23 protein-coding genes are annotated in these 24,718 nt (G+C 44.0%); 13 read left to right on the plus strand and 10 right to left on the minus strand.

Translation table 11 applies throughout. The annotated features are described in order from the left end of the window. Positions 1-8 precede the first annotated feature (8 nt). The 6 genes from nuoF to WCK19_RS02400 all read left to right on the plus strand — a co-directional run bounded on the left by nuoF (position 9) and on the right by WCK19_RS02400 (position 5,731). On the plus strand, positions 9-1,391 hold the full coding sequence (nuoF, locus tag WCK19_RS02375) for an NADH-quinone oxidoreductase subunit NuoF (RefSeq protein WP_342395749.1): 1,383 nt from the start codon (positions 9-11) through the stop codon (positions 1,389-1,391). Positions 1,392-1,636: 245 nt separating this feature from the next. Continuing rightward, positions 1,637-3,247, plus strand: coding sequence for a 2,3-bisphosphoglycerate-independent phosphoglycerate mutase (gene gpmI / locus WCK19_RS02380; RefSeq protein ID WP_342395750.1), 1,611 nt, complete (start codon positions 1,637-1,639; stop codon positions 3,245-3,247). Between the two features lie 28 nt (positions 3,248-3,275). Further along, positions 3,276-3,728, plus strand: coding sequence for a dTDP-4-dehydrorhamnose 3,5-epimerase family protein (locus WCK19_RS02385; RefSeq protein WP_342395751.1), 453 nt, complete (start codon positions 3,276-3,278; stop codon positions 3,726-3,728). A 49-nt stretch (positions 3,729-3,777) separates the two neighbouring features. Further along, the gene (locus WCK19_RS02390) at positions 3,778-4,164 is read left to right on the plus strand and encodes a hypothetical protein (protein WP_342395752.1); all 387 of its coding nucleotides are present in this window, start codon (positions 3,778-3,780) and stop codon (positions 4,162-4,164) included. Beyond that, positions 4,164-4,910 (plus strand): hypothetical protein, encoded by a 747-nt coding sequence (locus tag WCK19_RS02395; RefSeq protein WP_342395753.1) that lies wholly within the window; start codon positions 4,164-4,166, stop codon positions 4,908-4,910. Before WCK19_RS02390 ends, WCK19_RS02395 begins: the two co-directional genes overlap by 1 nt. After that, positions 4,898-5,731, plus strand: a complete 834-nt coding sequence (locus tag WCK19_RS02400) for an undecaprenyl-diphosphate phosphatase (RefSeq protein WP_342395754.1) — start codon at positions 4,898-4,900, stop codon at positions 5,729-5,731. Before WCK19_RS02395 ends, WCK19_RS02400 begins: the two co-directional genes overlap by 13 nt. A 35-nt stretch (positions 5,732-5,766) precedes the next feature. Here the strand turns inward: WCK19_RS02400 and WCK19_RS02405 are convergent, their stop codons facing one another. Then, positions 5,767-6,051, minus strand: a complete 285-nt coding sequence (locus tag WCK19_RS02405; RefSeq protein ID WP_342395755.1) for a hypothetical protein — start codon at positions 6,049-6,051, stop codon at positions 5,767-5,769. 356 nt (positions 6,052-6,407) lie between these two features. Here WCK19_RS02405 and dnaK point away from each other — a divergent pair, with 356 nt between their 5' ends. Further along, entirely contained in the window at positions 6,408-8,306 is a 1,899-nt protein-coding gene (gene dnaK, locus WCK19_RS02410; protein ID WP_342395756.1) for a molecular chaperone DnaK, read from the plus strand. A gap of 90 nt (positions 8,307-8,396) precedes the next feature. On the opposite strand, the gene WCK19_RS02415 is transcribed toward dnaK, so the two are convergent. After that, entirely contained in the window at positions 8,397-9,413 is a 1,017-nt protein-coding gene (locus tag WCK19_RS02415; protein ID WP_342395757.1) for a tRNA-dihydrouridine synthase, read from the minus strand. 75 nt (positions 9,414-9,488) lie between these two features. On the opposite strand from WCK19_RS02415, the gene WCK19_RS02420 reads away from it, so the two are divergent. After that, on the plus strand, positions 9,489-10,301 hold the full coding sequence (locus WCK19_RS02420; RefSeq protein ID WP_342395758.1) for a biotin--[acetyl-CoA-carboxylase] ligase: 813 nt from the start codon (positions 9,489-9,491) through the stop codon (positions 10,299-10,301). Here the strand turns inward: WCK19_RS02420 and smpB are convergent. The 3 genes from smpB to WCK19_RS02435 form a co-directional block, all read right to left on the minus strand. After that, positions 10,298-10,795 carry an SsrA-binding protein SmpB gene (gene smpB / locus WCK19_RS02425; protein WP_342395759.1) on the minus strand — a complete coding sequence of 166 codons (498 nt, stop codon included), beginning with the start codon at positions 10,793-10,795 and terminating at the stop codon, positions 10,298-10,300. The two genes, WCK19_RS02420 and smpB, sit on opposite strands and share 4 nt — an antisense overlap. A gap of 184 nt (positions 10,796-10,979) precedes the next feature. After that, positions 10,980-11,423: a hypothetical protein gene (locus tag WCK19_RS02430; RefSeq protein WP_342395760.1), complete on the minus strand. Its 444-nt coding sequence runs from the start codon at positions 11,421-11,423 to the stop codon at positions 10,980-10,982. Positions 11,424-11,710: 287 nt separating this feature from the next. Beyond that, positions 11,711-12,118, minus strand: coding sequence for a hypothetical protein (locus WCK19_RS02435; protein WP_342395761.1), 408 nt, complete (start codon positions 12,116-12,118; stop codon positions 11,711-11,713). 685 nt (positions 12,119-12,803) lie between these two features. On the opposite strand from WCK19_RS02435, the gene gltX reads away from it, so the two are divergent. After that, entirely contained in the window at positions 12,804-14,321 is a 1,518-nt protein-coding gene (gltX, locus tag WCK19_RS02440; RefSeq protein ID WP_342395762.1) for a glutamate--tRNA ligase, read from the plus strand. Between the two features lie 262 nt (positions 14,322-14,583). Continuing rightward, on the plus strand, positions 14,584-15,828 hold the full coding sequence (locus tag WCK19_RS02445) for a Crp/Fnr family transcriptional regulator (protein ID WP_342395763.1): 1,245 nt from the start codon (positions 14,584-14,586) through the stop codon (positions 15,826-15,828). Here WCK19_RS02445 and WCK19_RS02450 read toward each other — a convergent pair. The 3 genes from WCK19_RS02450 to WCK19_RS02460 all read right to left on the minus strand — a co-directional run bounded on the left by WCK19_RS02450 (position 15,813) and on the right by WCK19_RS02460 (position 18,864). Beyond that, the gene (locus WCK19_RS02450; protein ID WP_342395764.1) at positions 15,813-16,961 is read right to left on the minus strand and encodes a hypothetical protein; all 1,149 of its coding nucleotides are present in this window, start codon (positions 16,959-16,961) and stop codon (positions 15,813-15,815) included. The genes WCK19_RS02445 and WCK19_RS02450 overlap by 16 nt on opposite strands. 291 nt (positions 16,962-17,252) lie before the next feature. Further along, entirely contained in the window at positions 17,253-17,522 is a 270-nt protein-coding gene (locus tag WCK19_RS02455) for a hypothetical protein (RefSeq protein ID WP_342395765.1), read from the minus strand. 250 nt (positions 17,523-17,772) lie between these two features. Beyond that, positions 17,773-18,864 carry a glycosyltransferase family 9 protein gene (locus WCK19_RS02460; RefSeq protein ID WP_342395766.1) on the minus strand — a complete coding sequence of 364 codons (1,092 nt, stop codon included), beginning with the start codon at positions 18,862-18,864 and terminating at the stop codon, positions 17,773-17,775. A gap of 188 nt (positions 18,865-19,052) precedes the next feature. Between WCK19_RS02460 and kduD the strand changes: the two genes are divergently transcribed. Then, entirely contained in the window at positions 19,053-19,808 is a 756-nt protein-coding gene (gene kduD / locus WCK19_RS02465; protein WP_342395767.1) for a 2-dehydro-3-deoxy-D-gluconate 5-dehydrogenase KduD, read from the plus strand. 205 nt (positions 19,809-20,013) lie between these two features. On the opposite strand, the gene WCK19_RS02470 is transcribed toward kduD, so the two are convergent. Together WCK19_RS02470 and WCK19_RS02475 are read right to left on the minus strand one after the other, a co-directional pair. Then, a complete protein-coding gene (locus WCK19_RS02470; RefSeq protein ID WP_342395768.1) occupies positions 20,014-21,414 on the minus strand; it encodes a hypothetical protein in 1,401 nt (466 codons plus the stop codon). A 296-nt stretch (positions 21,415-21,710) separates the two neighbouring features. Next, entirely contained in the window at positions 21,711-22,082 is a 372-nt protein-coding gene (locus tag WCK19_RS02475; RefSeq protein WP_342395769.1) for a hypothetical protein, read from the minus strand. Between the two features lie 956 nt (positions 22,083-23,038). On the opposite strand from WCK19_RS02475, the gene WCK19_RS02480 reads away from it, so the two are divergent. Together WCK19_RS02480 and WCK19_RS02485 are read left to right on the plus strand one after the other, a co-directional pair. Next, complete coding sequence (locus tag WCK19_RS02480; protein ID WP_342395770.1) at positions 23,039-23,830, plus strand: ribonuclease Z; 792 nt, start codon at positions 23,039-23,041, stop codon at positions 23,828-23,830. Between the two features lie 185 nt (positions 23,831-24,015). Beyond that, positions 24,016-24,717, plus strand: coding sequence for a DUF4388 domain-containing protein (locus tag WCK19_RS02485; RefSeq protein ID WP_342395771.1), 702 nt, complete (start codon positions 24,016-24,018; stop codon positions 24,715-24,717). Position 24,718 lies beyond the last annotated feature (1 nt).

Below are 24,718 nucleotides of genomic sequence, written 5' to 3' on the forward strand. Positions count from 1 at the left end.
TTTAGCCAATGAGCAAAGGTTTGATGCTATATCCTGAGCCAAAAGCGGCTACCCCTGAAGGTAAGCCGCCGTTTCCATATATACTGCTTAAACATCGTGAAATCGCAGATATTTACAGGCTCGAAGTTTATCGCGCTAATAGTGGCTATGAAGCCCTCGCTAAAACCTTAAAGGAATATAAGCCTGATCAGGTGATAGATTTGGTTAAAGCAAGCGGATTACGTGGGCGCGGGGGCGCAGGTTTTTCTACCGGTATGAAGTGGAGCTTTATCCCGAAGGACGAAAGCATTGTTAAGTATGTAGCCTGTAATTCGGACGAAAGCGAACCCGGCACATGCAGTAATCACGAGATTATTGTAGGCAATCCCCATCAGCTAATAGAGGGAATCCTAATAGCTTGCTATGCAACCGGCTCAAAAATAGGCTTTATCTATATACGAGGTGAATTTGCCAGAGGAGCGCGGATTCTGGAAAGAGCGGTGGAAGAAGCGCGTGCTGCCGGGTTAGTGGGGGGAAATATTCTGGGCAGCGATTTTAGCTGTGAAATAGTGGTGCATCGCGGAGCAGGGGCGTATATTTGCGGCGAAGAAACCGCTTTGCTGGAATCTCTGGAAGGCAAGCGTGGCTTTCCAAAGCTGAAACCACCCTTTCCAGCTAATGTTGGCGGTGGTGTGTATGGTGCGCCTACTGTTATTAACAACTCGCTAACCCTTGCCACTGTACCGCATATAATGCTCAACGGGGCGGAGTGGTTCACCCAATGGGGTACTGAAAAGAGCAAAGGGATTGCCATCTACAGCCTGAGTGGGCATGTAGAACGTCCCGGTAACTACGAGTTGCCGATGAATACCACCTTTCGTACTCTGATAAATGAGCTTGGCGGTGGTGTATGGAAGGGGCGAAAGCTGAAATGTATTATCCCCGGCGGTTCCTCGATGCCCATCTTGCCCGGTACTGATGAAGTGCTGGATACCACGATGGATTTTGAAGGGGTCGTAGCACGCGGTTCTATGCTTGGCTCTGCTGGAATAATAGTTTTTGATGACCAAACCTGTATCGTGGGAGCAGTGTTGCGGTTGGTGGAATTTTACAAGGACGAATCCTGCGGTAAATGTACCCCTTGTCGTGAAGGTACGCAATGGTTGGTACAAATTCTGCACCGACTTGAACATGGGCATGGACGACCCGAAGACCTTGATTTATTGCTCAGTGTGGGTGGCAACATACAGGGAAAAGCATTCTGCTTGTTGGGCGATTCTGCTCCAATCCCGATTACCAGCGCTATGAAGCTGTTTCGAGCAGAATTTGAGTATCACATCAAAGAAGGACGTTGTATGGTGGGTTCGGGGTCAAACCGTTCTCCTAAACATGAAGTTGCGGTTGCTCAATAAAAATCCCAGAGATGAGGCGACGAGTGATTGTCGCCTCGTATTTCCTCCATTTCCATTTTTAATATTTGCCTCCCTAAAATTTAGGTTCAAACCAAGTTTTTCATAGCATGAATCAGATTCATACTGGATTTGTTACTATGTGCAGTTTTACGCATCAGGCAATGCAATGATGTATAATTCCACAGTAATCAGACTGCTAAACTGCTTCCGCTAACGGAGGCTAATCGTGGAGGGGTTCATTTATTGTGACTACCGAAAAAGATTTGCATAGACCAAAACCCGTGGTTTTAGTGGTAATGGATGGTTGGGGTTATCGCGAAGAACGGGAAGGCAACGCCGTACTTGGGCATACTCCTCATCTTGAGAGCTATTGGGAAAACTATCCACGCACTTTTTTGCATACCAGTGGTGAAGCGGTAGGCTTGCCGGATGGTCAGATGGGAAATAGCGAAGTTGGGCATATGAATCTGGGCGCGGGTTTCATTGTCTATCAGCAACTTGTCAGAATTAATAAGGATATTCGCAACGGCGCCTTTTACAAAATCCCCGCTTTGGTAGGCGCGGTTGAACACGCCCAAAAGAATAATTCCAGTTTGCACTTAATGGGCTTGATAGGTACCGGTGGCGTGCATGCCTACAGCGAACACCTTTTTGCCTTGCTCAAACTTGCTAAAGAAGGCGGTTTACCTGCTGATAGGGTTTTTGTGCATTGCTTTATGGATGGACGTGATACCGCCCCTACCAGTGGTCGAGGTTTTGTAGCAGAGGTTGAAAATCAATTAAAAGAATATGGCGGACGTATCGCTACCGTTTCCGGGCGTTACTACGCAATGGATCGCGATAACCGCTGGGAGCGGGTGAAACGTGCTTATCTTGCTCTAACCAAAGGCGAAGGCAATTTTGCTAATAGTGCGGATGAAGCGTTGGCTAGAAGCTACGATGCTACTATCACCGATGAATTTGTTGAACCAACTGTTATTCTTACCAATGGTAAGCCAACCGCTATGGTGCAGGATAATGACGCAGTGATTTTCTTCAATTTTAGGTCTGACCGCGCTCGCGAATTAACTAAAGCTTTTGCACATGATGATGACCATTTCGGCATGCACTTGCATACTGATGATGCCAAGCCTTTAGGCTTTGCCCGCGAACGTTATTTGCAAAACCTCTATTTCGCTACTATGACCGAATATCAAGAAGGACTGCCCGTACAGGTGGCTTACGACCCGTTGGATGTACAATTGCCTGTTGCGGCGGTAGTCAGCAAAGCAGGGTTAAAACAATTACACACCGCCGAAACCGAAAAATATGCTCATGTAACGTTCTTTTTCAACGGCGGACGTGAAGAACCTTTCCCTAACGAAGAGCGCATACTTATTGCTTCTCCTAAAGTAGCTACTTATGACCTGAAGCCGGAGATGAGCGCCTACGAGGTTACTGATTCCCTACTCAAACAATTGGAACAAGACCTATACGATTTTATCATCGTAAACTTTGCGAATTTTGATATGGTGGGGCATACTGGTAGATTCGAAGCAGCAGTGAAGGCAGCAGAAGCGGTGGATGCTTGCGTAAGTAAGGTAGTGGCGAGTGTTTTGGCTAAGGGTGGCGTATTATTGCTTACCGCCGATCATGGCAATGCTGAAAAGATGATAGACCCTGTTACCAAAGCCCCATTTACCGAGCATACCACTACCCCGGTGCAATGTATTCTGGTATCGCCGGAAGGCTCACCCTATAGAAGCGTCAAGTTGCGGGAAAATGGGATAATGGCGGATGTTGCTCCTACTCTTTTGCAATTGCTCAATCTCGCAAAACCGTCCGAAATGACGCAAGAAAGTCTGATTGCTAAGTAACAAAATAGAGCAAACTACGAGGAGCGAAATGAGCGAAGTAATTCTGGTGGAAGTGAAGATTGAGGGAGTAGCCTTCCATCATATAAGAACTTTTGCCGATAATCGAGGATTCTTCCGTGAAGTAGCGCGTATGGATTTACCGCTGTTCGAGGAGGGCTTTGACCGTAAGTTTCATGCCTCTCTCGAACCGGATAAAGCCCCGCTATGGATGCGCCATCCTACCGAAACTGCTTGGTTCTATGTTCCGACAGGTTCGGTAAGTTTGCAACTGCGCGATTTACGGGAAAAGTCCTCCACTTTCGGGGTTCAGGTTCACTATGAATTATCAGGCGTGGGGCAATCCAGCGTAATTAAAATACCTGCGGGTGTGGCATATTCGTTTGAAGCCATGAACGCATCTCGCGCTGAAATAATCCAACTGGTAGGTTCAGGCTATACCCATAAAAATTTGGAATATTTTCCGCTTGAGAAATCCCACTAGGATTAAAGCGGCTAATATTTTTGAGTCTAGCGGTGGAAGCGTATAAAATATGAGTGGAGAAGAGATGTATCGCTGGTTTGAGGCAGAATTGAAGCGGGAAATACCCACTGCTGCACAAAAACTAGCCTTCTCCTTTGTACCCACAGTTACTGCTGGAGTATATCTGGCAACAATTGCAAAGGTGGGAGGCAGTGGCAGACCCCTTCTCAAAGCCGAAGTACGACCAGAAGGAGTACGTCTGAGTTTCCCGGTGGCGTGGCAACAAGTTCTTAGCGATTGGCTGGGTTCACCACCATCTCAACAATATAGGCTTAAATCAAACTGGGTAAATCAACCCAGTATTGGCGTAGCAGTAGCGGATTATGCCCCTTATTTTACCAGCCTTGCTGGGAAAACCATAGAACTACTTATTAAGGAAATTGAGACCGGCAATTAATGTTTAACCGGATAATCCCAGTATTTCTTTGTGCCTTAGCTGACTTGTGGGATAACTTGTTGGCGCTGGTACTGGCAAATATTCTGTGGGCAATTAGCATAATACCTGCGGTTTTGCTATTAAATCTGCCTGTTCCAGCACCCTATGTTTATTTTATAGCTATCTTGCCCCTTATTATTTTAGGAGGACCTGCTACTATCGGTCTATTCGCGCTTACCGCCAATGTAACCCGCTTGGAACGGCTTGAGTTAGGGGAGTTCTTCAAGGGTATTCGCACTTACTACGGGCGCGGTATTATACTGGCAATACTTAACTTGATTTTCGCCTCGATTGCTTATATAAATTTGGCATTTTATGCGTCAATAAATGTTGCGGGAGGGGTAGTTTCAATAATCTGGCTTTGGCTTATTTTCTTCTGGCTAGTATTGCAAGTTAGTTTATGGCCTATGGCGCTACGTATCGAGAACAGGTTCAGCCTGCGGTTACTTTTCCGAAACAGTTTGCTGGCTACTTTCAAATACCTTTTCTTTACACTAATTATAGGATTAGTATTGGGAATTATTCTTTTCGGCTCATATTATTTATTGTTTCTACCCACCGTTCTATTCGGTATGTCCTACCACACATTGGTTAGTAATAATGCTCTTCAAGCTATTCTAGATAAAGAAAAGCTTATAATCGAATCAAAATCATCCGGCAAGGATAATCAGAAAGGTGAATCTGACTCAAAAACATGGACGAAATAATTAAAGCAACTATACTTGGTATTGTCGAAGGTCTTACCGAGTTTATCCCGGTCTCTTCTACCGGACACCTTATTATTGCCAATCATTTGGTGGGATTTACCGGTGATAGGGCTAATACTTTCGATGTATTTATACAATTGGGGGCTATTCTCGCAGTTGTTATTTTATACTGGCGGCGTTTTGTGGGTTTGTTTGATTTCAGCAATGGAATGAAAGAAACACGGTTTGTCGGATTGAATGGCTTGTTATTGCTGTTAATAACCAGCATACCCGCTTTTATACTAGGTTTTTTGGGTCGCGATTTTATTAAAGATAAGCTATTTAATCCGGTCACGGTAGTTATAGGTTTGTTTGTAGGTGGTATCGCCCTGATATTGGTAGAGAGATTTTTGCCGCCCGTTAAAGAGCAGGGACTGGACTCGTTGACGTGGAAGGATGCGCTGGTAGTTGGTTTGTTTCAATGTTTGGCATTATGGCCCGGTACTTCTCGTTCTGCTGCTACTATAGTAGGGGCAATGCTTTGGGGCGTTCAACGCAAAACTGCGGCGGAATATTCGTTTTTCGCGGCGGTTCCTATTTTGTTTTTTGCTACTATATATGACATGATTAAGAGCCTGAAATATCTATCCACTTCTGATATTCCTGTATTTGCGGTAGGGTTTCTGGTGTCTTTCATCGCAGCGTGGTTCGCAGTTAAATTCTTTATCAACTTGGTAGGCAAAATCACAATGGTTCCGTTTGGCTGGTATCGAATAGCAGTAGCTTTATTGGTGATTCTGCTACTGGTTACTTCAGTTATGTCAATGGAAGTAAAAGGCTAAACAAGGCCCCAGACAACGTTGTCGAGGCTTTTTAATTACCACATAGCAGTTTCTTTCAAACGACGCGCCACATTTTTTATTGCGCGTCGAAAGTAATAGGTTCTACCAGTGGTGTTGCGTAAGGAATAGGTCATCGTCCAGCCGTCAGCTCGAAGCTTTTCCAACTCTTTGGAAAGAGGGCTGCCATAGTTAAGGCTTTGAACCTGTGTATGGGTAGCGCACAGCACTAACCTCTCCCATCCACCCTGTACATACTTCTCGCTTTTTAATGGTTCCGCTGTAACACGCCCTTCCCTAGAAGGGCTCTTGGATTTTTCCATATTAACGTTTCTCCTTAGGGTAGGTACTCTCAAACAGCAGTAACCCGTATGGTGGTATATTAGCAATAACTTCTGGAAATTTCTCTCAAATTAGGAAACTCGTACAAATAGTAGGCATTGTTTACACACTATTTATACAAATCTAATTTTAAAGATAATAGCAAAGAAGGAGTGAAAATTGAATTAAGATAGCATTAACATATGAATCGAGGTGGTTATATAAATGTCTAACACAACTCTAACGCCTTCGGGCGTTACTTTATATAGCCTATGAGCGTAACTTATGTTAGCATATTTGAAATTAGAGTCCTAAATTATGCGTAATTAATAAATTGATTTGGAGGAAGCAAACAGAAATGGGCAAAATACTGGGAATAGACCTTGGTACAACCAACTCCGTGATGGCAATCATGGAAGGTGGAGAACCGGTAGTAATACCCAATGCAGAAGGTAATCGTACTACTCCTAGCGTAGTAGCGGTAAATAAACAGGGTGAACGTCTGGTTGGTCAGGTTGCCAAACGTCAGTCAGTTACCAATCCTGAAAATACAATATTTTCAATTAAACGTTTTATGGGGCGCAAATTTGATGACCCAATTGTGCAGCGCGACTTAAAGCTTGTCCCTTATAAAATGTCTAAACGTTCCAATGGTGATGTGGAAGTGATAATGGGCGGTAAAGGTTATAGCCCACCCGAAGTCAGCGCGATGATATTGCAAAAGCTCAAAACTGATGCCGAAGCTTATCTGGGTGAAAAAATTACCGATGTGGTTATTACCGTACCGGCTTACTTCAATGACAGCCAGCGGCAAGCTACCAAGGATGCCGGAGAAATTGCCGGTCTCAAAGTTTTACGCATAATAAACGAGCCTACTGCTGCGGCGCTTGCTTACGGTATTGATAAAAAGCATGAAGAAAATATAGCAGTTTATGACCTTGGTGGAGGCACTTACGACATATCAATTTTGAATCTCGCGGAGGGTGTGTTTGAAGTAAAAAGTACCAACGGTGATACCCATCTCGGCGGTGACGACTTTGACCAACGCCTTATTGATTGGTTGGCAGATGGGTTCAAAACTGAACACGGGATTGATTTGCGCCAAGATAGAATGGCTTTGCAGCGTTTGAAAGAAGCGGGCGAGAAAGGCAAAATCGAGCTTTCTAGCGCCCCGAGTACCGATATTAACCTGCCCTTTATCAGCGCAGATGCAACCGGTCCTAAGCATTTGAACGTAACCTTGACCCGCTCCAAGCTCGAGCAATTGGTGGGAGATTTGATTGAAAAAACCGTACCGCCAATGAAAAATGCTCTGAGTGATGCCGGTATGAGTACAGGCAATGTGGATGAAGTGCTGTTGGTTGGCGGTATGACTCGTATGCCTTCAGTAGCAGAGAAGGTTAAGAGCGCTTTTGGCAAGGAACCTAATCGCGGGTTAAACCCCGATGAAGTAGTAGCTATCGGAGCAGCGGTACAAGCAGGTGTGTTGGGTGGTGATGTCAAGGACATCCTGTTGCTTGACGTAACTCCTTTGACTTTGAGCGTTGAAACACTCGGTGGGGTGGCGACTGGTCTGATTGAGCGCAATACCACTATTCCTACCCGCAAAAGTGAAATTTTTAGCACCGCTGCCGATGGGCAAAGTAGCGTAGAAATCCATGTGGTACAGGGCGAGCGCCCGATGGCAAATGAGAACAAGAGTCTTGGTCGTTTTATACTCGATGGAATACCTCCTTCGCCTCGTGGTGTGCCGAAGATTGAAGTAACCTTCGATATTGACGCGAACGGTATTTTGAATGTTGCTGCCAAGGACCAAGCATCCGGGCGTGAGCAAAAGATTACCATCACCGCTTCCGGCGGTCTTTCCAAGGATGAAATCGAGCGCATGAAGAAAGAGGCGGAATTACATGCTTCCGACGACCAGCGCAAGCGCGAACTGGTAGAAGCCCGCAATCGGGGTGACAGCGCAGCTTATACTGCCGAAAAAACCCTCAAGGACTTCGATGAGAAAGTTCCACAAGAACTCAAGGATGAAATCAACGGCAAGGTTGCGGCAGTGCGTTCCGCTCTACAAGCTGAAGATGTGTCGCGTATTACTTCTACTACCGATGAATTGATGGCAGCAGTCCAGAAGGTCGGTGCGGCTATCTACGGGCAACAGCAAGCGGATGGCGGCACTTCCGGTGGCGAACAACAACCCGGTGGTGGTGGTACTCGCCCGGACGGCACAGTGGACGGCGAATACCGCGAGATGTAATTAGTCTGGCAGAGTTTGACCAAAAATCAAAACTGCATGTATAAAAAGAGAAGCGAACAAAGGCGTTCGCTTTTTTTTATTTCTAAAGAGTTAGGCTGCTACTTCTTTTTGCTCAAATGAACGGGTATGGTCGTGGCGCAAGTCGTTAAGACCGCGATAAGGTTCTACCAAACCTTCAAGCTGTTCAAGGGTAATAATTCTCTTGACCTGCTCGCGTAGCGCTACAGCGCCGGGAAAACCGCTGAAGTACCAAGCAAGATGTTTACGCATCTCAATTAGCCCGTGTGCGCCTTTTAACTCTAGGGCGAGTCGAGCATGCGCCAACGCTGTTTCTATTACTTCGCTGATGGAGGGTGGAAGCACGCGCTCCTTTTCAAAAATCCATGGGTTGCCCATCGAGCCACGCGCTACCCATGCAAATTTTGCTCCAGTTTCGGCTCGCATTCGGGCAATTGCTTCATGGCTGTTTATGTCACCGCTACCACCGACAGGTATATTAACAGCTTCTACAATCTGACGAGTTACACTCCAATCGGCGCGTCCGTGATAGCCTTGCTCTTTGGTGCGTGGGTGAATTGCCAAGGCTTTTGCGCCAGCCTCTTCCATACGCTTGCTAAAAAAGGGTTGTACGATTTGCGAGTCGAGAAAGCCTGAGCGCATTTTTACCGAAACCGGAATATTCACTGCTTGCGCCATTGCTTCCACAATTCGGGCGGCAGTATCGGCATCTTTGAGCAGGGATGAGCCGCAAGCGTTACCCACAATTTTTTTTTCGGGACAGCCCATATTGACATCTACGCCATCATACCCCATATCTTGTACCACACGGGCTGCTTCTGCCATAATTCTGAAATCGCCGCCCATTAATTGGCAAACGATAGGGCGTTCTATCTCATTGTAGCGCAAAAATGCGGCACTACGGGCAGGCGCTGCTAACATCATACTGGCGCTTGCCATCTCGGTGAAAACAACATCTGCGCCGTGTTGCTTGCAAATCTGGCGAAAGGCGCTATCTGTTACTCCTGCCATCGGTGATAAGCACACGTAACCTTCTGGCAAGTTTTCCCACGAAAATTTATTCAATGGAGTTGTTTCTTTAGCAACCATTTTTTAAAAATAATTCCTTAACCTGATATAATTGTCCGGCGATAATATTAACATAACCTAGCGGATAACTCTAGCATGAACCTAAGAACACCCTTTGACCAACAACTTTTCCTGCGTAACCTTTCTGTACAAGGTTATCGTTTCAGCTATTTTCCAAGTATTGATTCTACCAATCTGGAAGCACGCCGTTATCTAAATAGTACCACAAACCCCCAGCCCGGAATTTTAGTAGCAGATTTGCAACTTGCCGGTAGAGGACGACAGGGCAGAAGTTGGCAAGCGCCACCTGCCAGCGGCTTGTTGTGTACTGTTGCTATTCCAATTGAAACCCCTCTGGAGAGAGCTTTCCTTTACACAGCTTCGATGGGCTTGGTGATTAAGAACGTAACCGCGCGACTTACCGGCACACAACTTCAGCTTAAATGGCCTAATGATTTGTTACGGGAAGGCTTGAAAGTGGGCGGTATTTTGGCTGAATTAGAGATAATTAAGGGCGAACCTTGGTTGGCCTTGGGCTTTGGGTTGAATATTTCGTTAGATGAAGACGATTTGCTGGAAGCTGGTATAGCCGGTAAAGCTGGAAACCTTGTCCCATATCAGGTTGTTATGCGTGAGGAATTGCTGGCGAAGGTTATTGAGGAATTTACCGATTATCGCCATGCTTTGCTTATCAGTATGGAACATATACGTCAGGAATGGGCGGCAGCTTTGGTTACGTTAGGATACCGGGTACAAGTTTTTCAGGGGGATGTATTGACCCTCGAAGGGTTGGCGCGGGGAGTTGATGAAAACGGCACATTGGTAATCGAAGATGATGCGGGCAAGCAGCATCGGATACAAGCGGGAGATGTTTCGGTACGGTTGCCCGGAGGGCGTTACTCGGCTTAGTAACGCTCTCTAAGGGCGCGTTGGATTTCGAGATTGGCATCGCGTTCTGCCAAGGCATCGCGCTTGTCATATAATTTCTTGCCCCGCGCTAACCCGATTTCGATTTTTGCCCGACCTTTTTTAAGATACATACGCAGGGGGACTAGGGTATATCCTTGCGCTTGTGTTTTCATTGCAAGGCGTATGATTTCGGATTTATGCAAAAGAAGCCTACGTTTGCGTATAGGGTCATGTTGGAAGAATTTTCCGGCGTGGGTGTAGGCGGAAATATGAATGTTCCACAACCAAGCTTCCCCTTGTTCAATCCTAACGTAGCCATCCTTGAGTGTAACGCGCCCGTCCCGCACTGATTTTATTTCAGTGCCTTGTAATTCAATACCGGCTTCGTATTTTTCTTCGACGAAGTAATCATGATAAGCCTTGCGGTTGCCCGCAACTTCTTTGACGCGGACATCTTCTTCTTTTGTTTTGGTAGCTCCCCCGCTGCCTGCCATGTACTTGTTCCTCTAGCTTAAAATATAGACCCCAATTTGAGCGTGCTTCTGATTATACTCTCAACTTTAGTTGTCCGCAAGAGGAAAATATAATATAACCAACAAAGCAAATGAAGCCAAACTCTTATACAAGAACTTGACTTCCGCATATATGGAATGACTTTAAATCCGGCAGCTATGTTGGCTAACTGTTGTTATTCGAGTTGCCATCTCCATTGTTGCCGTCACCTTCTTTAGGCTTTTTAGTTTTTTTAGGGTCAGGTGTCTCAGTAGGTTCAGGCGTTGCGGTTGTTTTGGGATTAAAGAAAAAAGTTGAAGTAGTGGGCGCTGTGGTAACAACAGTTGTAGTTGTAGGCACTACAGTAGTGGCTGTAGTTGTCGGGATTGTGGTGGTAGTAACCGTTGTAGTTGTGGCGGCAATAGTAGTGCTGGTAGCCGCTTTAGGGTTTTTGAGGTTACTATTAATCGAACTGAAAACGTTTCCAGCCGAAGGTCCTACCATAGATAGTACAATAATTACTGCGATTACCACTAATCCGAGAATCAAAGCATATTCTACTAGCCCTTGTCCCCTCGTAGTGCTACAAATCTTTGACTTTGTTGAAATTTTTGTTTTTATTTTCGCCATTTGATTTTCGCACCTCATTTAAATATTGCAAGAGGTTATCCCTACTAAAAATTTTATCTCAACCCTTTATTGAAATTATAATACCTAAACAGGACTAAAGATACACTAAAATAAAGATTTAGATTACAGTTATAATTTTCTCATAAATTATTAATAATAGATTTTGTAGGGTAAATGTTGGTAGCGCCCACATATATATGAGGAAAATTGCACAAAAAGAAAAAGGTCAAAACCATATTGGGGTTTGACCTAAAAAATGCGTATAAGAACTAGCGCTAGAAATTTTTTTAACCCTCATGTCCATTCTCGCCATCATGTTCATTTCCATTGCCGTGCTGAGGTGTTGGGGTTAGTATGGGGTTAAAGAAAAATGTAGCCGTGGTAATAGCTGTTGTTGCCACGGTTGTAGGAGCGCTAGGTGTAGTTACACGAACGGCAGTGGTAGTTGTGACTGCTCTGGTGGTAGTAACCACAGGACTTGCCTGCTGAACAACCCTATTTCCGGGGGATTGAAGCCCACTATTAACAGAACTGAAAACATTACCAACTGCTGGACCTAAAAAGCTAAGAACTAGAATAACAACTATAGCCAGTAACCCCAGAATCATAGCGTACTCGACTAATCCTTGTCCATTGGTGGCGGAAAATTTTTTTCTTCTAGAGCGGGTTACAGAACGTAAATTGTGATGCTGCATAATCTAATCCTCCTAAAATAATGACCCAGAAAGGAATCCTGTTTTTACTGCTACAATCCCTTTAGTCTCTTTAGATTGAATCTTAGTATATAAAGGTAAATATTTATATTACAAATGAAGATAAATCATATTTAACCTTATTAATGTAGTAATGTTGTCAAATATGTTTGATAAGTTGTCAGTGCTACCCTTATATTGCATTTAAATAAATTTATCGATTTAATATCGTGAAATTAGCTATGCTGAAATTAAGTTAAGTAAAGACTGTGGATTTAAAATTATTGGAAAGGATTTGCCTGAAAAAACCACTTTAATTTGGCTTGAATTACAAAGGTTTGACCTTAGAATAGGTGCAGAATATAATGGTTGTTGCGTTGGATATAGTGGGCTTAATCTCAACCAAACAACGTATCCTCTCAAAATTTTTATTAAGAACCGGGGAGACGAAAGTAGCTGTCAAGGCTGCTGTAAATGAATGAAAGCTGGAAGGGAACTTAAAAACCCTAGAAAAAGGCAATAACCGGAATTGCAAAATGCCAAAATGCGCTGAATGTTGCTAGGAAATTTATGAAGATTACACTTTGTAAGCAATATAATTGTGTAAAGCTGCGTAATATACTAAAAAGACAGTTTTAAAACCATGTTCTGAACTAATCGTAATCAATAACAAAGGAGAACTGCTTAAATGACAAATGATGTAGCGCGTTCTGCTCGTACTCGCTACGCGCCTAGCCCTACAGGATACCCGCATATCGGTAATCTTCGCACTGCTGTATTTGCTTTTTTACAAGCGCGTAAGACCGGAGGTCAATTTATCCTGCGGATAGAAGATACCGACCAGAAACGTAAAGTAGAGGGTTCTTTGGAAGCGATTCGCGATTCGCTTAATTGGCTTGGAATTGATTATGATGAAGGACCTGACAAGGGTGGCCCACATGCTCCTTATTTTCAGAGCGAGCGGTTGCCCTTTTACCAGAATTATGCCAAGCAATTGATTGAACAAGGAGATGCTTATTATTGCTATTGCAGCCCGGAACGGCTTGAAGCAGTTAATAAGGCACGCCAATCCCAAAAGGTTCCGCCCGGTTATGACCGACATTGTCGCAATATTCTCCCGGAAGAACGACAAGCCGCCATTGATGCTGGTATTAAACCGGTAGTGCGCTTTAGAGTGCCTCTGGAGGGTAAAACTAGCTACGATGATTATTTGAGGGGAACAATCACTTTTGAAAATGCGACTATAAATGATCAGGTCATTCTTAAATCCGATGGGTTTCCGACATATCATTTAGCGTATATGGTGGATGATTACCTAATGGGTGTAACCCATGTGATGCGCGGGCAGGAATGGATTCCGAGTGTGCCGTTGCATATCCTGCTTTATAAAGCTCTGAAGTTCCCGATTCCGGTTTTGGTACATGTGCCGCTCATTCTTAATCCACCCGGAGAAAAAGGTAAATTGAGCAAGCGCAACAGTGCAGTTTCAGTTGTGGAATATCGAAAAGCTGGATACGTGGCGGAAGCTTTATTAAATTATCTGGTGCTGCTCGGCTGGAGTTATGACGACAAAACTGAAATATTTACATTGCCAGAGCTTATAGAAAAATTCGACATTAGTCGCATTCAGACAACCGATGCCCGCTTTTCACCCGAAAAACTAGAATGGATTAATGCTTATTACATTAATCATATACTTACCGAAGAAGATTTTGCCCGTCGTTGTTTGCCTTTCCTAGTAGAGGCGGGTTTGCTTACTCAGGAAGAGGCTGTTAGCGTTGACTCTGACCGCTGGCGTTATATAGTTGAAACTTGCCGCTTGGCGAAGGATAAGGCTAAAACCTTTCTTGATGTAGCTCCTGAAGTGGATTTCGCATTTAAAAGTGCCGAAACCCTTGAGTATCCAGCCGAAGACCTAATCGGTAAAAATGATGGCAAAGAGGGGGCGATACGTGTTTTGGAAGGAATAATTGCTAAAATAAAAGCAATTCCTGTTTCAGCTTATAATGACAGGGGATTGTTGCTAGCTGCGTTGGATGAAGTAGCCGCAGAACTTGAACTCAAGCGAGGTCAGGTTCTATGGTGTCCACGTGTGGCGTTATCCGGCAAAACTCACTCACCGGGCTGTCCTGAAATGTTCATCTTATTGGGAGTCGAAGAATCTGTTCGGCGTATGGAATTAGCTATCAAGAAATTGCAGAGCTAAAAAATGCGTCTGGTCTGATTTATTACAAAGCTTGTAATTATTAAGAGGTTTGCCGATTCAGGTAAGCCTCTTATATAACAGGTAAATGGGGATTATATTAACCCGAAATTGTAGTCCAAATCACAGCTAACAGTCTATTAGAAAGCTAAACTGTGAAAATAGAGATTAGAGGTGGAAACCTTCCCGCTCACATTTTGTCTTCTTTATGCAACACTCTTTAGATTAGTCAGTTATATTTTTCCTGAAAGGAAAAGTCTTTCATATGTCACAAAGAGAATTCCAGAAAGACATAGAGCAACTATCTAGTGGGCTTATCACCAATCTGGTGTCTCGTGTGGCAGCACAATCTAAGAATAATTGGCTGGCAAATATTGACGAACGTGAGGTAGGCGAAGCTGGGAAAAGTGTAAATGACTTAACCCCTTCTTTGACCAATTACCATTTTAAACTATGGAATATGCTTGGACATGCGCTTGCCACCGGAAGCTTCAGCGAAGTTGCCCACTTGGTTGAAGAAGAAGGACGCGCTTTGGCTAACCGGAGAGTGCCTTTGCAGGCGGTTATGGATAATACCTCAGCCTGTTTGAGTCATTGGGTAAGCATGATTCTTAATGAGGCTGAGACTGATGGGGCAAATATAGCACAACCTCGCGCTTTCCAATCGCTAGTACGCCGCTTAAACCAATTGCAAAGTCGCTTGCTTATTGCAACGGTAAGTGGGTTCAATGAACAGGTAGAAAGCGGGGAAATTTGGCATCATCGCCCGTCAGAACACCGTTCTATCAAAGAACTCTTACCCTCTCACCAAAATCTGCCAGATAATTTTTCCGACCAATTGGCTTCGATTACAGGAGAATACTCGATTAGTCGTTATCGCGCCGGAGTGCCAATATTCAGCGATAACCACGATGTGCAGCGAAGTCGTTTTTATTTTATCCGTTTTGGTACGGTGCAAATTCAGGAATATTTACCCGATGGGCGTGCCTTGACTTTGACTATTTTAGGTAAAGGGGACGTATTCGCCCGTTTTGCCGGAGGCACAAGTTCCACTCAGGCTAATTACTTTAAGGATTTTCAAGCCGAGACAATGCGTGAATCGGAACTGGTATGGGTGGATGAAACTGCCCTTTTACGCGCTATGGAGCGTTCTCCCGTAGTAGCTGCCGGTATTATCAAGAGCTTTTCTACTCAACTCGCCAGTGTTCAGCAACTTATTCAAGGGTTATTAGGGCGCGATGTTTCAGTTAGGTTGGCACACTTATTGCTAAAACTAGCGGATGAGTTTGGAGTACAAAAACAAGCGGGAAGTATTTATATTGATTACCCGCTAAGTCATCAGCGCCTAGCCGATATGATGGGTAGCAACCGAGTCACTGTGACCCGGCAACTTAGCGAATTACAAAAACAGGGTATCCTTGAAATTCAACGCCGCTCGATTACGCTCTATAACCGCAAGCAACTTGAGTCTTTCGGACCATGGGGCGCTAACAGTCAATCTGCTAGATAGCCTTTACTAACACTCGACTCTCGCCCGACCAGCCCTAACATTACAAGCTGGTTGGGTTTTGTGGTATCAACTTCAAACCGCGCCCGCTCGAACCATTGAATCAGCTTTGAACCGTCCTGATATGCTTCAGCGATAGGATAACCAAATTGCATTAAACCTCCACCATTGATCCATGCTTTTACAAATGCGCCTGAGACCCAATGCCCGGTTTCGGTGTAATATTGAGCCTGAGTATCGGGTGCGTTTGCACTATCAACGGCGGGTTCTGCTTCTCCTGACTCCCTACCTAACGCTCGAAGCAACACATTGTACTCAATAGGATTCTCAGGATGATATTCAAGCACCCCTCGCTCGAAGTATTGCACTGTCATGCCATTTTCTTGGAATTCTTCACTAATGGGATAGCCTAGATTGAGTACACTGCCATGCTGCCGCCAGTAAGAAAGAAAACCAAACCCTACGTAATGTTGAGTAATTGGAAAGTACCACACATCACTGCTATTATAGTTACTGGTTTGAGGGGCGCTTTGTGGCGCAAAGGGTCCGCTGGCAGGCAAACCGTTAGTTGGAATCGAAATCACAGGCGCAACCGGTAATGGGTTAGTAGCAGCAGAAGGGTTTGAGAGTGTCGCAGCTATCTGGAATTCTTTGTTATAATAATTATTCTCATCTGCCCAATTCAAAAAAATGGACTGTTGCAAAAAAGGGCGATCTACGTTAGTTGGTGCAACCGTAAAGATTGTGGCTTGCCCTTTATAGCCAACTTTGCCTACACCAATAGCCAAGTGAACCTGATTATCTTTTCTGGATATTGTCCACCCGCTACCGCTAGGGTCAAACCCGGTTAATTGCTGATCGCCCAACATCAGTAGCACTACTTCTAGGTTATAGGCATCAAGTGGTCCCTGCACCGATACTTTTACGGTATAGGATAACGGTTTCCCTGCTACCACCGGGTTGGGCGCAAGCATGGTATTTACACCATCAATGCTGGCATTGGCAGAAGGTGTCACAGGTTTTGGGTTGCGAGGGGCAGCGAGGCTAAACGGCACACCAAAAACACATATCCCTAAGAGGCATAATAGCGCGATTGTGCCGAATTTGATTAGAAAAGAGGAGTTATTTTTGTGCATTATTCCACAATTTTTTGATAAAAAAGCCCTGAAACCGCATATTTGCATTTAATATTAGTAACTATTCCGCCTTTACCTTTACGAAAAGGGGTAATAGGGTGTTCCCTATACTCCTTCCCTCCCTTTTCTCCTTTGAGAGAGTTAGGGGTGAATAGTTACTAATATTTTACAGGTCAAAAATCTTAAATGGGTCAAATATATGTAAGAAAGTTGCAAAGTTTCAAAAAAAAATAAAAGGCAACCATTCAGGTTGCCGCAGGAAAAATTCATTGCCCTTAAATCAATCGAAATTTATTCGTCAGCTTCTAGTATCGCTTCCGCTTCTTCTCTGGCTTCCGATTGGGTAGTGAAGGGACCAATAGCGTCTTCTTCATAATTAGCCCCATTGATTCTGCCAAAAGGAACTACATAGAAACCGGTTGGGCGTTCTACTACGCGGGCACAATTTGCATCTAGAACCTTGAACCAATCCATCAGGTAGTAATCAAACTCACCCACGAGTTCTACTACATACTCCCCTTGTTCAATCTCGTGTTTATTTGGTGATAGCACTGCTGACATGGTGGTTCTCCTTTCAGAGTTTTCGGGATGTATTCCCGAATGACTTAAAACAAAGTGTTATATAATTCACAATAGTATTATAATATAAACACTCCGTTTTGAACAGGGGGTTTCGTTATAAAAATCACAACAAAGGATAGGAATTTATTGAAAAATAGTAAAAAACCATCCTTTATCTCTCAAAAAAGGAATAGGGGCAACCTATTACCTTAATAGGGATAATTTATAGCTTTTGAGAGTGACTAGAACCTTACAACCGGGATACTTTAGCTGCTTCTAGCAATTCCATGCTTATTTCAACTACAGTGTGGCGGTCAATAGAATCCATACAACTACCTGAGTTAAGCGCTAAGCAATGGTCGTCTTCGTATTTGAAGCTTTTCCAACAATTTCGGCAACCTTCTCCGCGTGTGTGAGTTGAAACCACCCCACGTCCCATTGCGCGGTTATAAGGTCCGGTCACTTCGGGGTTAGTAGGACCAAATAGACCAACCCAGGGCGTACCAATTGCCGAAGCAATGTGCAATAAACCAGTATCAACCCCTACACATAGGCTGCAATGCTTTAGCAGGGCAGTTACATTATCGAGAGAGGTGGATATATATAGTGGTTTATAGCGCGTTAGATTGAAAATTTCTTTGATTAATTCACTATCAGGAGGCGCAAAGAATAGAGTCGGATGCCCTTTTTCTTGCATGGTATCGCTCAGGTAAGCCCATTCTGCTGCTTTCCATTTCTTGATTTTCATATTGCTTTCGGCTACCAATGCGACAGGTTGGCGTTCGGTGAGGTTATTCTCGGCAATAAAATTTGTAGCCCATTCACTTGCACTGGGTGTAATCCATAAATTGGGATAACGTTTTTCCTGCGGAATTTCTATATCAAGTTCTTCTTCCAATAATTGCGCCAGACAATCAAGGGTATGCCTTGCACCGGGTCGCGGTGGATTCTGGGGAGTCCAATAACGTGGAAAATCCATGTTACGTTCCCAGAGATAGAAAGTATTGATAATAAGGTCAATATTTCCCCCCAACTCGCGTTTCAATACGGGACCGGCGAACCAAGCCAGCACTTTCTGCGAAATTAAGTGGCGTAAACGCTGCGCCATGGGACCCGGTTCTTTTTCAAACCAGCTTGGGGTTACAATCTTTACGTTTAGGTCAGGAGTAATCAAGTAGTTGGCATAGGCGGAAGCCGCTACACTTATATCCGCTTTGGGGAATTTTTGGGCGATGGCACGAAGGATTGGTTGCATATTTACAAAATCACCGATGCCGTCTGCAAAGGGTATTACAAGAATAGTTCCCGGGGCTGCTGCGAAGCCTAATTTTTGTTCCGACACATCTTCTCCTGTTAGAGCAGAGCACAATCCTGCAAGCTTTTGATGGAAGCTTGAAAATTATAACAAATGCGTTAAAGGGCTTCAACTTGCTTGACGCTTTTTAGCGAAATTAGAATTTGAAGGTTGCTATGATATACTCATTTTAGCATTACTATGTCGATAAATTTGGAAAAGGCGGATAATTGACTATGAATTTCAGATTAGACGGAAAAGTAGCTATTATTACCGGTTCAAGTCGTGGTATTGGCGCTGCTTTAGCTACGGGCTATGCAGAGGCAGGGGCAAGTTTGCTTTTGGTGAGCCGTAGTGCGCCTTCTGAGGAAATGTTGGCTCGAATCGCGGCTACAGGTCAGCCCTATTATTGCTTGAGCGCCGACCTGAGCAAGCTTGAAAATATTAAACCAGTAGTACAAACTGCGCTCGAAAAATTCGGTCAAATTGATATTCTTGTAAATAATGCTGGTATTGTTCGCCGCGCTTCGGTATTAGAATATACTGAGGAAGATTGGGATTCAGTTTTAGATACAAATTTGAAAGTGCCATTTTTTCTGGCGCAAGCGGTAGCCCAGTATATGGTAGAACGGGGACAAGGTGGTAAAATTGTCAATATTTGTTCACTTTTGAGTTTTCAAGGCGGAATTTTGGTACCGGGTTATACCGCAGCAAAGCATGGGTTGGCGGGTATAACCAAAGCAATGGGTAATGAACTGGCTACGCATGGTATAAACGTTAACGGGATTGCGCCCGGATATATACGAACAAATAACACCGCCCCCTTAATAGCCGATGAAGCACGTTATAACGCGATTTTAGAGCGTATTCCACAAGGGCGTTGGGGTGAAGGCTCGGATCTGGTAGGAGCGGCGGTTTTTCTGGCAGGCTCCGGTTCAAATTGGATGCAAGGTCATATATTGGCGGTTGACGGTGGGTGGTTGGGTAGGTAAGTAACGTCTTCTTTGTCGATAGGTTAGATAGCAACCGTTGGAATTACCGATGGCTATGTCTGTAATTGACAAGAATGAGGCTTCTTCTTTAGTTGGTCAGTTAGAGGCGAAAAAATTAAAGCTGTGTCGTTAGTCTGTATAAATAAAGAAACCCCTGTAACCATTCCGGCTAGGGGTTTCTTGCTTTTATCCAACTAGAGGGCTGTTAGCGACGGTAACGAAGTTTGCCCTCATTACGATCTTTATTTAGCTTACGGTTCAGGTGCAAGCCTTCAAGTACAAATTCTACTGCCGTAGCGACTGTTACCGGGCTACCCTGTGCCTGTAGTTTAGCAACAGCCCGTTTTAGTTCGGGGCTTTCGGCAGCTTGATGTACATATTCCATAGAGGGCATCAATTCGGAAATTTCCATATTCAAGCCGCTATCGAAGCCTCGAATAATCTGCTCAAAATCGCTGACTCCAAAATTGCGGTTGAAAGTGTTAAGAATAGCGCCTTGCACCAACTTTTCAATAACGCGCTCTTCTTTGTTATCGCCCATAGTTTCCAATTCCACCTTTCCGGCGGTACTGCTTATCAGGGCATGCAAATCGCTAATGCGAGGCGCAGCCGCCTTTTCCCCTAATACTATAGCGCGTCTTAGAGCGTTGCTTACTAGGTTTTCGTAGTTACTTACCGATACACGCACGCTAACACCGCTACGCTGGCTAATATCAGGGCTACGCCGCGCTAGATGTGTTACTTCAGCTACTATTTCCTTCATAAAGCGCGGTACTATCACTTCAACGTTTTCAGTTTTGAATTTTGCGGCTTCTTGCTCGATAATATTAATTTCATGGTCGATTGTACGCGGATAATGGGTTCGGATTTCGCTACCAAAGCGGTCTTTTAGCGGTGTAACTATACGCCCGCGATTGGTGTAATCTTCGGGGTTGGCGCTGGCAACTACAAAGAGATCGAGGTCAAGACGAATTTTATAACCTCGAATCTGCACATCGCGCTCTTCCATAATATTTAAAAGACCCACCTGAATACGTTCCGCTAGGTCGGGTAGTTCGTTTATTGCAAAGATGCCACGATTTGTGCGAGGGATGAGTCCGTAATGGATGGTCATTTCATCGGAAAGATAGCGCCCTTCTGCTACTTTGATAGGGTCAACTTCACCGATCAGGTCAGAAATAGTTATATCAGGGGTAGCAAGCTTTTCGCCATAACGACGATTGCGGGGAATCCACTCGATAGGGGCGCTATCCCTAAGCTCAGCAACAAGGCTTTTGCCTACCGCCGAAATCGGATTAAGCGGGTCATCGTTTAAGTCCGCTCCTTTGATAGCAGGCATTTCTTCATCTAACAGGTTAATCAAACTGCGTGCAATACGGGTTTTAGCTTGCCCACGTTCGCCCAGAAAAACAATATCCTGCCCACTGAGAATAGCGTTTTCAATCTGTGGTATAACTGTTTCTTCATATCCGACAATACCGGGAAATATATCTTCACCTTTGCGTAGTTTATTTATTAGGTTCTGACGCATCTCCTCTTTTACAGACCGGGATTGATACCCGCTAGTCCGCAATTCGCCGAGAGTCCGTGCTTTATTTTGGGTCATTGAAAAAACTCCTTTTGATGCCGGTCTGCCGGATTGAAAGGGAATAAAGATGGGCAGGCAGGCTTTTGCCTATGGTTCCAAGTTTTAGGTAGGAGTAATCCTACTCTTTTTTATCTAAAAGTCAATAGAAATCGAACTCTACGCTGGAGATGTAGGCGTTGCCAAAGCGGAAAATGGGCAATCATACTAATCCGAATCAGGTTTAATGCTGCTGTGATTTTAGCCATTCTGTTAAGCTATAAGCAAAGAGGTCAGGTTAATCCTGACCCCTCTGAATTTCAAACTGTCAAAAAAGCTTAACTAGCTTTCTTATCTGACCAGACAGTTTTGGGATTTGGTTGGTTGTTTCGGGCAAGTGCAGCACAACGCCTTGAGCAGAACTTGTTCCCCTTGACAATTTGGGCGTGGCTTAAAACCTGACCACATTCGTGTCTTCCGCATGTACCGCTTTGAGGGGTTGAAATGGGGAGTAATACTTCTTTGCGGTTTGCCAGCAAATTGTAACGCCCCTCGCGGAGCATTCGTTGCTGTCGTTTTTTAATATCGGCTTCACAGAAGGTACAGTATCCATAATCGGTGGGTTTTGCCAACCGTTTTGGTCCCATAAGAATATTACAGATAGGGCAAACTAACTCACCCTGTGCCAGTTTATATGGTGAATGTGACATATTGCTCCTTTCAAAATGACGCTTATCTAGGTATCAACGGCGATACCGAATTCGTTGCGCCTCCAAACTCACTAGTCGAAAGTTTCGTAAATTGTTAATCGGCTAATAAGTAATATGACTGAGGTACGCCCAGTATTTGTGGAAAGGATAATTCCTTTTTCAGGGAAAGACTAACAAAAATAGAAATTATATAAAGATTGTAAGTATGACTAAATCTAGCTAACCATGCAGCTAATTTGGCGAGAATTTCTGGTATTCTGCATGAAAGGAACGTTAAAAAAACTAGAATATGCTGAAATTATTGTTATGTATAATTATACACTACATATTGTAAGGCTGGAATACCCTTATCTCTAGAATTTTGCCTTTAAGACTTAAATTTCGGTAAATTTTTTGTTAATTTTTTTTACCATTATTTACTTTTACTCTCTCAGATTTAATATCTGTGCTGAATTTGTTCCAAACGCATATTGACACAACCACGATTTCAGTATGTTCCTATAGTTATTACCAATGAAACGTTTGTCAAAATGCAGGTTTTGTCCCTTCAAACAACCAAGATTAGCTAAAAAAAATTGCAGTAACTTATAGCGTCTCAGACATCCTTGCCGTTCTAATGAGCTATTTGGATGTGGGCTTACTGGACAAACCCTTGCCAACAACTTTAATGGCAAAATAGCTCTTAAGTGCGATAATCTGATATACCGATACTGTCAATAAGTCAGGAAATGGCAAAATCGAAATGCTTGGTAACATTGTGATTAAAATCATAGAAAATGTACTGGAGAATTGAGATAATACGGGTTATAAAACTTGCGCTAAGTTTGACGCTGTTTAACGGCTTTGTTATTATCGCTAACTTGAAGGCTAAAGTTTACGAAAATTCGTTTGCCGTTGCAGGTTCTGAATAAATAAAGAGAGACATCTGCTAGAAAGGCTATAGGTTAGTATAGGATATGGGCAGAGTCATTTTTCTAGGTACAGGTTCTGCGCTTCCCTCTGAAACTCAAGATAACACCTCATTACTAATAGAATCCAATGGTTCTTATCTGATGATTGATTGCAGCGGTACTCCTTACCGTAAGTTGCTGAAATTAGGAGTAGAGCGTGACCGCCTTGAGCATATTCTGATTACCCACCACCATATTGACCACATATATGCTTTGCCATCTCTAATAGAATGTCTGTGGGTAGAAGGGCGGGACTTGCCTTTGCATATATATGCCTTGCCTTCGGCAATGAAAGCGGTTGAGACACTTCTCGATCTTTGGAATTTGCGTTCGCGTCCGGTTCGACAGTTCCAAATCGAGCTTCACTCCTTGGCAGGTTACGAAAACGAACTAATTTTACAAAATATAAATTTTACGATACGCACCTCTCCAATGGTTCATGCAGTGCCTAGCGTTGCCACCAAAATAACCTTTCCGGATGGCAAGACTTTCGTTTACAGCAGTGATACTGCGCCTTGTAAGCAACTGGTCGAGTTTGCCAAAGGCGTAGATTATGTTTTGATGGAATGCACTTTTTGCGGTGATGACGAGGGTCTTGCCGAGGTAACCCTTCATCTTAATTCAAATCAATATCGTGAATTAGCACACTCAATCGCGGCTAATAATACCTTACTTATACATCATTCTGATGTTACAGCTTGCCCGCATGTCGAGGTATTGCAAGAAATAGGTCCTTTGGGTAACGGTCACAAGAAAATGGTTTATTTACCACACGATATGGAGATTCTAGAACTTTAAAACCTTCTATTTAAGCCAAACACAAACCTTTTTTATGATTGTTTGGCTATATTTATGGGGTAATAATTATTCTTTACCCTTTAGTTCATTAGTGCTATAATCTTATTCGAGTAATCTAAGCTACTGTTGGGTAAAAGCTTTTTATCCAAATTTGTCCAATCAGATCTGGGGTAAAGAGGAAGGTAATGGCTTCAGGGCGGTCAACAGCTCTATATGGGCAGTTGCAAGTATTCACCCTTAATACAATATTATCGGCATTAAACTTGCAAAAAGTTACTGGACATCTGACGTTAGCCCAGTATGATCGCTATGCCCAGATTTTGATTAAAGAGGGTGAGGTAGTAGATGCTTGGTCTGAAACCGAGCGAGGTTTGAATGCTTTATTACCGCTCTTTGGTTGGGAAGAAGGCTTCTTTTCTTTTGATTTATTGCCGGTAGAGACCCGAACCATCAATATTTCATTGCCGGTATTGCAGGTGCGTTCTGCGGTTTATATGGAAGAACAAAAAGCGACGAAATTGGCTCAAGCCGCGCCGATTGCTCCCCAACAGCTACCGCCTCAACCGCAAGCCCAGAAGCCCAACCCCCAGCAAGCTCAACCTGTACTTGCTTCCTTAAAGTCAGAGCCAATAACTTCTCAGCCTCGAAGCAAATTTACCCGTGAAATTCCCGGTCCCGATTATATTCTAGGAGTGAATCAGGATTCGGATAATGATGTTACCATTCTGCCTCAGCATTGGGGGATTTTGCGGTATCTGGTTTCAGGTCCCCGCACTGTCTCCGAAATGGCGGAACTAACCGGGATGAACCTTGAAGTCTTCGTGGATACCGCAACCCAATTGGTGCGCGGCAGAATGTTAAGGGTTTATTCGCCCCAACAAAGGTGAT

The organism is Candidatus Chlorohelix sp. (assembly GCF_037138995.1).
In the GTDB taxonomy this organism is placed as follows: domain Bacteria; phylum Chloroflexota; class Chloroflexia; order Chloroheliales; family Chloroheliaceae; genus Chlorohelix.